At 55.6% G+C, this 12046-nt stretch carries 9 protein-coding genes; 4 read left to right on the top strand and 5 right to left on the bottom strand.

What is annotated here, in order from left to right; genetic code table 11:
* Position 1: 1 nt before the first annotated feature.
* The 4 genes from yjiA to EL098_RS12020 form a co-directional block, all read right to left on the bottom strand.
* Positions 2-967 (bottom strand): GTPase, encoded by a 966-nt coding sequence (gene yjiA / locus EL098_RS12035; RefSeq protein ID WP_126356428.1) that lies wholly within the window; start codon positions 965-967, stop codon positions 2-4.
* 13 nt (positions 968-980) lie between these two features.
* Complete coding sequence (locus tag EL098_RS12030; protein WP_008460696.1) at positions 981-1184, bottom strand: YbdD/YjiX family protein; 204 nt, start codon at positions 1182-1184, stop codon at positions 981-983.
* A gap of 56 nt (positions 1185-1240) precedes the next feature.
* Positions 1241-3394, bottom strand: a complete 2154-nt coding sequence (locus EL098_RS12025) for a carbon starvation CstA family protein (RefSeq protein ID WP_126356427.1) — start codon at positions 3392-3394, stop codon at positions 1241-1243.
* A 395-nt stretch (positions 3395-3789) separates the two neighbouring features.
* Complete coding sequence (locus EL098_RS12020; protein ID WP_232012207.1) at positions 3790-4353, bottom strand: LuxR family transcriptional regulator; 564 nt, start codon at positions 4351-4353, stop codon at positions 3790-3792.
* A gap of 703 nt (positions 4354-5056) precedes the next feature.
* Between EL098_RS12020 and pgaA the strand changes: the two genes are divergently transcribed.
* Genes pgaA through pgaD form a run of 4 tightly spaced genes read left to right on the top strand, consistent with a single transcriptional unit; the run spans position 5057 to position 11289 of the window.
* Positions 5057-7498, top strand: a complete 2442-nt coding sequence (gene pgaA, locus EL098_RS12015) for a poly-beta-1,6 N-acetyl-D-glucosamine export porin PgaA (RefSeq protein ID WP_126356425.1) — start codon at positions 5057-5059, stop codon at positions 7496-7498.
* 8 nt (positions 7499-7506) lie between these two features.
* Positions 7507-9522: a poly-beta-1,6-N-acetyl-D-glucosamine N-deacetylase PgaB gene (gene pgaB, locus EL098_RS12010; protein ID WP_126356424.1), complete on the top strand. Its 2016-nt coding sequence runs from the start codon at positions 7507-7509 to the stop codon at positions 9520-9522.
* Positions 9515-10843 (top strand): poly-beta-1,6-N-acetyl-D-glucosamine synthase, encoded by a 1329-nt coding sequence (gene pgaC, locus EL098_RS12005; protein ID WP_126356423.1) that lies wholly within the window; start codon positions 9515-9517, stop codon positions 10841-10843. The genes pgaB and pgaC overlap by 8 nt, the downstream gene beginning before the upstream one ends.
* Positions 10843-11289, top strand: coding sequence for a poly-beta-1,6-N-acetyl-D-glucosamine biosynthesis protein PgaD (gene pgaD / locus EL098_RS12000; protein ID WP_126356422.1), 447 nt, complete (start codon positions 10843-10845; stop codon positions 11287-11289). The genes pgaC and pgaD overlap by 1 nt, the downstream gene beginning before the upstream one ends.
* Before the next feature lie 76 nt (positions 11290-11365).
* Here pgaD and EL098_RS11995 read toward each other — a convergent pair whose 3' ends face one another.
* Positions 11366-12025, bottom strand: a complete 660-nt coding sequence (locus EL098_RS11995; RefSeq protein ID WP_126356421.1) for a fumarylacetoacetate hydrolase family protein — start codon at positions 12023-12025, stop codon at positions 11366-11368.
* Between the last annotated feature and the right edge of the window lie 21 nt (positions 12026-12046).

Below are 12046 nucleotides of genomic sequence, written 5' to 3'. Positions count from 1 at the left end.
GTTATGCGGTCTGTTTTAATCCGGCAAAGGCGTTGCGGATCTCCGCTTCCGGGAGCGAAACACCGATAAACACCAGCGTGCTTTCCGGCGTTTCGTTCTGCTGCCACTCACGGTCCCAGTCGGCGCTGTACAGGCGCTGTACGCCCTGGAACAGCAGGCGGCAGGGCTGGCCCTCAATCCACAGCATCCCTTTGTAGCGGAGCAGATTATCCGCGAAGCCTGAAAGCAGGTTTTCCATCACCGAAGAAACGGCGTCCAGCGCGACGGGATAGTCCAGCGTGACCACAATCGACGAGACCTGGTTCTGCTGCGGCGCAATACGGTGGAAGCGAGGTTTGGCCGCCACAACATTCTCTTCCAGCATAAAGCCGCGGGTATTAAACAGCAGAGCAAGGTCAATCTCGCCGTGCACGACAGGATAAACCGGAGCGCGGGCGTTGATGCGCTGCAGGCGTTCAATTAACCCGGCGGATCCTCCGGCCACATCGGTTTTGGTCAGCAGAATACGGTCGGCGTAGCCAATTTGCGACTGCGCAAGCGGGAACTGGTCCAGCTGCGAGTTCGCATGCACCGCATCCACCAGCGTAATTACGCCATCCAGCAGGTAACGTTCACAGATGATTTCATGGGCGAAAAATGCCTGAAGGATAGGGCCAGGATCGGCCATTCCCGTACACTCGACGATCAGCCTGTCGAACTGAATTTCGCCTTTATCCCGGCTGTCGAGCAGATCCAACAGGGCATCTTCCAGCTCGCTCGATCGCGTGCAGCAGATGCAACCGTTGCTAAGCGTTGTGATACGGGTGGCGCGGTCGCCAATCAGCTGGCTGTCGATGGGCGCTTCGCCAAACTCGTTTTCAATAACGGCAATCTTCTCCTCCTGCTGTTCATGCAGGATATGGCGTAAAAGGGTAGTTTTCCCTGCGCCGAGAAAACCGGTTAATACAGTGACTGCAATCGGTGTCATAGCCTCTTTCCTGTTAACAGCAGCGCATGCCGCCTTTACCGTCTCCGCCGTAGCGTGCCTGCTGGCGTTCACGAAAGAACTCTTTATAGGTCATGGGCGGCTGATCCGGATGATTTGTCTGCATATGCAGCACGTAAGTATCGTAATCCGGGATGCCAACGAGCATCCGCGCCGCCTGGCCGAGGTACTTCTTTGCCGCACCTAAGTTATCAAACATCCTTCGCTCCTTAAGTGATTAAAGCCCCGCTAATGCGGGGCAGTCAGATGAAGCGATCAGTGGCCGGATGAAATCTTAATGCCTTCTTTCGGCACCGGCTGGTAAGGCGTTTCTTTGTCCGTCGGCTGGTCGGATTTACGCGCCTCTTTCCAGGCCTTAATGCCGTAGAAAATGATGCTGTAAACCACCACCAGGAACAGAATGCTCAGGCCTGCGTTGGTGTAGTTGTTGACGACAATATGGTTCATATTGGCGATCTCCTGTGCCGTCAGATCCGCGCCGCCCGCGCTGATGCGCGCCTTATACTGGTTGGCCATAAAGAAGAAGCCTTCCATCTGCGGGTTGCTGCTGAAGAGCTTCAGGCCCAGCGCCCAGGTAGTGCAGATAAGCAGCCAGACGGCCGGAACCACGGTAACCCAGATGTATTGGGTGCGTTTCATCTTCACCAGTACCACGGTTGCCAGCACTAACGCTACTGCCGCGAGCATCTGGTTGGAGATGCCGAACAGCGGCCACAGGCTTTTGACGCCGCCCAGCGGATCGACCACGCCCTGATACAGCAGGTAGCCCCACAGCCCGACGCAGCCTGCGGTACCGATGATGCCCGCCACCAGCGAGTCGGTCTTTTTCAGGAACGGAATAAAGTTGCCCAGTAGATCCTGCAGCATAAAGCGGCCGGAGCGCGTGCCGGCATCCAGCGCGGTGAGGATAAACAGAGCCTCAAACAGAATGCCGAAGTGATACCAGAAGCCCATATCCGCCACCGGTACGATTTTGTGGAACACGTGCGCGATACCTACCGCAAGCGTAGGCGCCCCGCCTGCGCGGTTCAGAACGGAAGGCTCGCCGATGTCTTTCGCCGTTTGCAGGATCTGCTCTGGAGAAATAACAAAGCCCCAGGAGCTGACCGTCGCTGCCGCATGAGCGGTGACATCTTTCAGCTGCGCCAGAATCATCGGCGCGTTTTCGCCTCCCAGCTCATGCAGGTTTGGCATGGTAATGCCGAGGCCCGCCGGTGGCGTGTTCATCGCGAAGTACAGGCCAGGTTCGATGATGGACGCCGCAACCAGCGCCATAACCGCAACAAAGGACTCCATCAGCATTGCGCCGTACCCGATAAAGCGAGCATCGGTTTCGCAGGCGAGCAGTTTTGGCGTAGTGCCGGACGCAATAAGCGCGTGGAAGCCGGATACCGCACCGCAGGCAATGGTGATAAACAAGAACGGGAACAGAGCGCCTTTCCACAGCGGACCGGTGCCGTCCACGTATTGGGTAATCGCCGGCATTTTCAGCTCAGGGTTGAGGATAACGATACCGATCGCCAGACCGACGATAACCCCGATTTTCAGGAAGGTGGCCAGATAGTCGCGGGGGGCGAGGATCAGCCATACCGGCAGCAGGGCAGAGACAAAAGCGTAGCCAATTAGGGTAAAGGTGATGGTGGTATCTTTAAAGGTCAGCGCCGGGCCCCAGTAAGGGTCATGGGCAATCACGCCGCCGAAGTAAATCGAGGCGACCAGCAGAACAATACCGATAACCGAGACTTCACCCACCCGGCCAGGGCGAATAAATCGCATGTAGATACCCATAAACAGGGCAATCGGCACCGTCGAACAGACGGTAAACACGCCCCACGGGCTTTCCGCCAGCGCTTTCACCACGATAAGTGCCAGCACGGCCAGGATAATAATCATGATCAGGAAGCAGCCGAACAGGGCAATAGTCCCCGGCACCGGCCCCATCTCTTCTTTGATCATCTCGCCCAGCGAAGCGCCGTTACGGCGAGAGGAGATAAACAGCACCATAAAGTCCTGCACCGCGCCGGCCAGCACGACGCCCGCTAAGAGCCAGAGGACGCCGGGCAGATAGCCCATCTGTGCCGCCAGAACCGGGCCGACCAGAGGTCCCGCGCCAGCTATCGCCGCAAAGTGGTGCCCAAACAGGACGTTACGGTTGGTAGGAACATAGTTCAGGCCGTCGTTATTAATAACCGCCGGCGTTGCTCGCGTAGGGTCGAGCTTCATCACCTTTTGGGCGATATAGAGGCTGTAATAGCGGTAGGCGACCAGGTAAACCGACACCGACGCGACCACTATCCACAGGGCGCTGATGTGCTCCCCCCGCCGCAGGGCAACGACGGCCAGACAGCAGGCCCCGATGATCCCCAGAATCACCCAGGGTATATGTTTGAGAAATTTATTTTTATTCATAAGTCATCCGTTTGTCAGTACCCGACGCTATGCCTGTTCGCCGTTTACTGAGCCTGGTTGGTGTAAAAGAAGGGCATAAAGCTATGCCAGCTATAGCGTGGCGATTTTTTCTCCATTAGGGGGAAAAGAGTGGCCGAGCGGTCATATACGAAGATGAGCGGTTAGTGGATGGGCTAAGCGGTTTTACACCTGCTTTAAGTCACTGAAAACTGTGAGTTAGATCTCATTGAAGGGCGGCAGGAAGCCAGGGCGAGCTCAGCCCGTAGAGTTTTCAGGCTGGCTGGCCCTGAATAGCGGATTAAAACCCATTAAAATATAATAGATACAATGAGTTATATTTCAATGTGGTCAGGGCTTTAACCTTCCCCTGGGGGAAGGTGTAATCGCCGCCTGAGTCAGGGGTAGTTTTGCTCTTCGTCGGTAAATATCAGCCGACAGGCCTCATTAAAATTAGTTAGCCCTAATCTCTCGTACATCTCGTTTCGTCTGCGGTACAGGCTTTTCAGCGACGTATTAACTTTCTCTGCCACGACCTCCATGGGCAGCCCTTTCCTCAGCAGGGCCATCATCGTGCGTTCCTCTAAGCTGAGGCGCATATCATAAAACCATTCTCTGGCCTGAGGATCGATCTTCACCTTTTGCAGCAGCATGAACAGGGCTTCCACATCCTCACTGGACATCGACATGTCAAGGCTCCACCTGAGTCTGAGCGGAGAGAGTTCGCTATGGCGCATATCCAGCATGATGCAGACGACGGACGCTCCGGCCTTCTCCGCGCTGGTAATGATGTTTTCCCACTGCGCCAAAGGCAGGCGGCTATCAACCAGAACGGCGTATTCCTCGTAGCCAAAGCTAAAACTCCTTCTTTCGACGGTGCGCAACAGAATGATGTCGGGGAAATAATTTCTTATTCCCTGATAAAGATAATGATCCTGAGTAACCAAAATTGTCGCTTTCACCGCAGCGTATCCCTTTAATATCACTTAAATCCCAAATGCATCTCCGTTGAAAACCAGCGGCATGCGTTTACACAGCGTATTTTGAATATTCCATTAAAAATGAACTAACTAACCTTTAGGTAAGTTAGGCAGAGTTTGTGTTTATTGTTGGGTGAGATATTGAATACCAGGGGTGCTCTCTCTTTATTAACAGTGGGGAGAATTATAAATAAAAAGGTATAAGAAAAAAGTCGACGCGATGGAAATTAGGATTCTTAGCCAGGAAACATCCTGAATAACATATGGATTTTCGCTGCGATATACTTTTTTGTGCGATATAAATATCGATTTACAACGTAATTTTTCATTTTAATTCATTTAAAATCAACATGTTATTTTCTTTTCTTTGATGGCCTGTGAATTATCGGAATGCCTGTACAGAGTATTCTTAAATGCTGCCGGGCGGCGGATTAAGAGTATTCACAAACTTATTCTCAGTGACTTATCATTCCTGTCGTTAAATCAATTGCTGACGATGGTATTTTGAGTTTTATCCTAAAGCTTAAAATAAAAAAGAGAGATAGGTGAAGAAAACCCTTTGCAATAAAACCCCTTAAATGCCAGAGGGCATTTTACTGTGTCAAAATTCTTCCGCTGCACACGCATTATGGTTTTCATATGCGGCGGAAAACCATGCTCATTCATAATGGAATAATAGATATTTATGGGACAACGGCTGAGTATCAAAAATTTATTCTTTTATCGCGGCGTGAAGCTATCGCTATTTTTAGCGATACCCGGCCTCTTTCCGACGCAAGGGATCGGGGCGACCTCGTTATATGACAGGCAGGTATTACAGGCGCGAAGCGGGGACTACCAACCGCTGCTTGACTCGCTAAAGCGTGAGGAGCAGATAAGGGCGCTTAACCGGGAGCAGGTGGCGGACTGGCTGCAGGTTGCCTCATGGGCGGGGCACGATAACGAGGCGATCAGCGTCTGGCAGCGTTATCAGGGCCGGGTTTCGGTCCCGGATCGCGGCATTGCCGCCGCCGCCCAGTCCTTTCGTAACCTGCGACGCTGGACGGAGTCGCTCACTCTCTGGGAAGAGGCGCTTCGGCTCTCGCCCGGGAACGATGACTACCTGATGGGCCGAATTAAAACCCTCGCCGACGGCCAAAAGAGCTGGCAGGCGAGGGATGAGGCGCTGCAGCTGGTTGAGGAAAACCCCAGCCTGGCGCATCTGCAGACGCTTTCCTATGTCTACTTGAGGCAGGGAAAAAGCTGGGATCAGTTGCTGAGTGACACAAGAGCCCTCGCGCTGGCGCCGGGGGATAAATCCGCGCTGGAAAATCTGATAGCCAGCCTGACGCTGAACAGGATAAGCACGCCAGCGCTGATGCTGGCCAACGACGTTGAGCTCAAGGAGGCGGAACGCAGAAAGCTGGAGTTGAACGCGGCGGCCGAGATGGTTCGCCTTGCTGAATTCCCGCCGGAAGCACAAAAAACGCGTTTTATCGTTGCCCAGCAGGCGCTGGACCGCTATGACGCCCTGTTCGCTAAATGGCGTAACAATCCCCAGGCTCAGCAGGACATTACCCAGGGAAGGATTGACCGGCTTGGCGCCCTTTACGCTCATCAATATTACGCGCGGGTCATTCACGAATATGAAGCCCTGGCCGCAGAAAAGGTCAGCGTGCCGCCGTGGGCTCTGCGCTGGGTTATCGCCTCATATCTTGCCGAAAAACAGGTCACCCGGGCGCAGGCGCTTTCGCAGCCGCTATTCAGCGGGCAGACCAATGAAAATGAGCAGGCGATGTTTTATGCCCTGCTGGATAGTGGGCAGTACGAGGGCGCGAGCCGCTATCTGCAAAACCTTCAGCGGGAAACACCTTATCAGCGCTATATCCAGGGATTCCCGGCGCCACAGCCGAACGATCGCTGGCTGGAGGCAAAAACGCTCTCCCTGCAATACCTTCTGGCCACCAACGATCTTCCACAGGCACAGACGTTGTCTCATCGTCTGGCTACTTCTGCGCCCGGCAACCAGGGATTGCGTATTGATTATGCGCGGGTGCTGCAGGCGCGTGGGCAGCCCCAGGCCGCCGAGCGAGAGCTGAAGAAAGCGGAGGCTCTGGAGCCGTCGAACCTTGAGCTTGAAAGGCAGCAGGCCGGCGTCGCGCAGGATCTTCATGAGTGGCGGCAGATGGATCTGTTGACCGACGATGTGATGCTTCGGTCGCCGCTGGATCCCGGCTCCCGACAGCTAAGCCGCGCCCGTGACGTTCACCGAATGTCAGAGCTGCGCATTAACGGTCAGCAGGGCATCCACTCGGACACGCCCGTCAGCGGAGCGCACGATGTCAGCTGGGATATGGCTATTTATGGCCCGCCAGTCGCCGACAGCTGGCGGCTGTTCGGGGGGCATCGCTTTAACAGCGGACGGTTCGAAGAAGGCAAAGGCTCCAGCCGTAGCCTGTTTGGCGGCATTGAGTGGCGCCCGCGCAACAGCTGGGCCGAGATTGAGCTGGCAAACAACAATTTCAACGGCGGCAATAAGCCGGGCGCTCGCGTCTCTGGCTGGCACAGCTTCAACGACAGCTGGCGAGTTGGCGGTGAGGTTGAACGCCTGAGCCGTGATACGCCTTTGCGTGCTTTGCGCAACGGGATAAGCGCAAATCAGGCCAACCTGTGGGTCCGCTGGTACCAAAACGAACGTCGCGAGTACCAGCTGACTACCACGACCAGCTGGTTCACCGACCATAACCATCGACAGGAATATACCCTGCAGGGCAAAGAGCGGATCTGGCAGAGTCCGCGGATAACGCTCGACCTGCAGCCCGGCGTGGCCTGGAGCACCAACAGTAAAACAGACACGGTTTATTACAGCCCGAAATGGGACCTCTCCGTCGCGCCGGCGCTCGCCGCCAACCACGTGATGTATCAGCACTATGACACTGTCTGGAGCCAGCAGGTGAGCGCCGGGGCGGGGATTTACCGGCAAAAAAATCAGGGGTCGGGGGCAATCACTACGCTGGGGTACGGCCAGCGTATCCAGTGGAACAACGTTCTCGACACCGGGGCCATGCTGAACTGGGAAAAGCGGCCTTATGACGGCAAACGGGAAACCCATCTCGCCGTTGCTTTTGATGCGAATTTACGATTTTAAGGACAAGCATGCTGACCAACAGTTTTCGTCTCGGCCTGATCGCTATCGGCTGGTTATTGACCCTTTCCGGCCTGTGCGCTCAGGAAATACATTTTCTGCCGCCAAAAGAGCGGCCGCAGCTTGAGGCCAACAAGCCCTGGCCTCAGAACCATTTTTTGGTGCTGGCTTACCATGATGTGGAAGACAACGATCCCGACCAGCGCTATCTGGCGGTGCGTACCAGCGCGCTGAGCGAGCAGATCAGCTGGCTGTTACATAATGGCTATCGCGCGGTAAGCGTGCAGGAGATTCTGGATGCGCACAAAGGGGGCAGACCGCTGCCGCCGAAGGCGTTCTTGCTTACCTTTGATGATGGGTACAGCAGCTTTTACACCCGCGTCTGGCCGCTGCTGAAGGCCTATAATGTGCCTGCGCTTTGGGCGCCGGTAGGCAGCTGGGTCGATACGCCGCCCGGTAAAAAAGTGGACTTTGGCGGGCTGATGACGCCGCGAGATAAGTTTGCGACCTGGGAAATGGTTCGGGAGCTCAGCGAATCACCGCTGGTTGAGATTGGCGCGCATACCTGGGCCTCTCACTACGGCGTAGTGGCCAACCCGCAGGGCAGCCGTGAACCTGCCGTTGCTAACCGCGCCTTCGATAAAGCGACCGGGCAGTACGAAAGTGATGAGCATTTTACCCGCCGTATCTCTGATGACGTGCGCCAGATCGGCAGCAAGATCAGGCAGGTCAGCGGCAAGGCTCCTCGAGCCTGGGTCTGGCCCTACGGCGCCGCCAGCGGAACGTCGCTCAACATTGTGAAGCAGCAGGGCTTTCAGCTGGCGTTCACCCTGAATGATGGCCTCGCCGACGTCAGGGATCTGGACAATATTCCCCGCGTCCTGATTGCCGGTAACCCAACGCTCAAGTCGTTTGCCGCAATGGTTAGCCGCGTTTCGGAGCCCGATCCGGTGCGGGTGATGCACGTCGATCTCGATTATGTCTACGACCCTAATCCGGCCCAGCAGACGAAGAATATCGATACGCTGGTACAGCGCGTGTACGACATGAAAGTCAGCCATGTTTTTTTGCAGGCTTTCTCAGATCCGCTCGGTGACGGCAATATCAAGTCGCTCTATTTTCCTAACCGCTGGCTGCCGATGCGGGCCGACCTGTTTAACTTTGTGGCCTGGCAGCTGCGTACCCGCGCGGACGTAAAAGTGTTTGCCTGGCTGCCGGTACTCTCGTTTGACCTGAATGCCTCGCTTCCAAGAGTCGAAAGCTGGGATTCGGCCAGCGGACGTTCACGCCGCGCCAACAGTCCCTACCTGCGCCTTTCGCCGTGGAACAGTCAGGTTCGCCATCAGATAGTCGATATCTATGAAGATCTCTCCCGGTATGCGGTTTTTGACGGCATTTTGTTCCATGACGATGCGCTGCTGACCGACTTTGAAGACGCCGGGCCGGACGCCATGTCTGCCTACCGCCAGGCGGGGTTTCAGGGAAACATCGACGACTTCCATCGCAATCCGGCCACCCTCCAAAGCTGGACGCGGTTTAAGAGCCGGACGCTGATTGATTTCACCAGCACACTGACCAGCGCGGTGCGGAACATCCGTGGCCCACAGATAAAAACCGCGCGCAATATCTTCGCGCTGCCGATCCTCGAGCCGGAAAGCGAGGCGTGGTTTGCCCAGAACCTGGATGATTTCCTCGCCGCTTACGACTGGACGGTGCCGATGGCCATGCCGCTGATGGAGTCGGTTCCGCCGGAAGAGAGCAACGACTGGCTGGTGCGGCTGATTAAGACCGTGGCGGCGAAACCCTCGGGGTTAAATAAAACCCTCTTTGAGCTTCAGGCGCGGGACTGGAACCACAAAACACAGAACGGCATCGCCGATAAGCAGCTGGTGGAGTGGATGCAGCTGCTGCAGCTGAACGGCGTGAAGCATTACGGCTATTACCCGGATGACTTCATCAATAACCAGCCTGAGATGTCACGCATCAGGCCCGAAATGTCCTCTTACTGGTATCCAAACAATGACTGATCGTCTTCTGTCTCTGCTGATCCTGTGTCTGGTACTTGGCTTGCCGCTCGGGATGGCGGCTACGTTTACCGGCGAAATCCTGCTGGATTTTGTCTTCTTCTGGCCGCTGTTTATGTCGGTGCTGTGGATGACCGGCGGGCTCTACTTCTGGTTTAAGCTGGAGCGTCACTGGCCATGGGGTGAAGATACGCCCCCGCCGGAGCTGGAAGGTAATCCGCTGATCTCTATCCTTATCCCTTGTTTTAACGAAGGCAAAAATGCCCGCGAAACAATCGAGGCCGCGCTGGATCAGCGTTATGCCAATATCGAGGTTATCGCCATCAACGACGGTTCCCGCGATAACACCGCCGAAATTCTGAACCAGCTTGCGCTGGAATACCCGAAGCTGAGGGTGATTCATCTTGCGGCAAACCAGGGCAAAGCCGTGGCGCTAAAAGCCGGGGCCGCCGCAGCGCGCGGTGATTTGCTGGTGTGTATCGACGGGGATGCTCTGCTTGAGCGGGATACCGCCGCCTATCTGGCGGGCCCGCTGGTTCGTCACCCGAATGTCGGGGCTGTCACCGGCAACCCACGCATCCGTACCCGCTCTAACCTGATTGGCCGTATTCAGGTCGGGGAGTTCTCTTCCATTATCGGGCTGATTAAGCGCACCCAGCGTATTTATGGCCGCGTGTTCACCGTCTCCGGCGTGATTGCCGCTTTTCGCCGTCAGGCGCTGGCGGACGTCGGGTACTGGAGCCCGGACATGATCACCGAGGATATCGATATCAGCTGGAAGCTGCAGCTGCATCACTGGACACTCTATTTCGAGCCGCGTGCGCTGTGCTGGATCCTGATGCCGGAAACGCTAAGAGGGCTTTGGAAACAGCGGCTGCGCTGGGCTCAGGGTGGGGCAGAAGTGTTTCTGGTCAACCTGCGCCGCCTGTTCCGCTGGGAGCACCGCCGGATGTGGCCGCTGTTCATGGAGTATGTGCTTTCGACGGTGTGGGCGTTTGCCTATGCCATCACCATCATACTGTTTATTGCCAGCCACCTGGCCACGCTGCCGGCAAACCTGGTGGTGGAGACGTTATTCCCGCCGGAGTTTACCGGGCTGCTGCTCGGCGTGATGTGCCTGATGCAGTTCCTGGTCAGCCTGTTCATTGAGCGGCGTTATGAAAAGCGGATTGCCGGCTCTCTGTTCTGGATCATCTGGTTCCCGATGATGTACTGGATGATTGGCCTGTTAACCACTCTGGTTTCATTTCCCAAAGTAATGCTCAAACGCCGACGCGCCCGCGCGCGCTGGGTAAGCCCTGACCGTGGAAAAGGAAGAATATAATGCAGACCAACACGCTGATACTGACCGAAGACAAACTCGGCCCCCGCGTTTTTGACGGCCTCTTAACCGCGATTGCCTGGGCCGGCTTTCTGTTCTTTGTCTGGAGAAACCTGATGCTGCAGCTCATGCTGCTGCCTGACCAGCGCGGGGAGATTGTCGTGCAGTCTCTCAGCTCTGTGCTGCTGTATTTGCTGATTGCCGGGATAAACGGCTGGCTGCTGATCCTCTGGTATCAGTACAGTCTGCGCCGGTACAGCGACAGATATCACGACGACCATGGCCCGCTGCAGCTTAACGAGCTGGCCAGAAGCTTTAACCTGCCGACGCAGCTTGTCTCTGAGATGAGTCAGTACAACCAGCTGACGGTTTATCATGACCAGATCGGGCAGATTATCGATCTTAAAGCGAATGCCGCAGAGCGGAAGCGTGAGCTTTCAGAAGAATAAAACGGGCAACAAGGGCGGTATCAGTTTCAGATACCGCCCTGACTTTTGTTCTCATCCGTTCGCAGGCATCGCCGTGCTATAAAACCCGTGTGGCAAGGTGATACTCAGAGAAGCTGAGTTCAAGCTTATCCCCGCTATTCAACGGGCCAACGCCTTCCGGAGTGCCGGTAAGAATGACATCGCCGGGACGAAGGGTGAAAAATCGACTCATGTAGGCAATCAGCGGGACGATTTTATGTATCATATCGGCGGTGGAGCCCTGCTGGCGGATTTCACCGTTAATTTTCAGTTCGAGCGCCGTATTTTGCGGATCGCCGCTGAAGTCGGCCGCAGAAACAAACCCGGAAAGTGGGCATGAATCATCAAAGCTTTTGGCCTTTTCCCACGGCTGACCGGCTTTTTTCATTTTGGCCTGCAGTTCACGGAGCGTCAGATCCAGAGCAATACCGTATCCGGCGATTGACGGAACGACTTCTTTCTCGCTGGCCTGGGTGAGGGGAGAGCCAATCAGAATGGCCAGCTCCAGCTCATGATGAACGGACCCAAAGCCCTGCGGCAGCGCCAGGGGCTGGCCGATATCGCACAGCGCCGTTTCGGGTTTGATAAACACCACCGGTTCGTCCGGGGTTGCGCTACCCATCTCCTGAATATGTTTCGCATAGTTGCTGCCAACGCAGACGACTTTGCCTGCCGGGATATTCAGTTCATTTCCCTGCCAGTTGCGATGTTGATACATATCTTGATCCTCTACAGCGTT

The sequence above is a fragment of the Cedecea lapagei genome (genome assembly GCF_900635955.1).
Classification (GTDB): Bacteria; Pseudomonadota; Gammaproteobacteria; order Enterobacterales; family Enterobacteriaceae; genus Cedecea; species Cedecea lapagei.
This window is presented reverse-complemented; position numbering and strand designations above follow the sequence as displayed.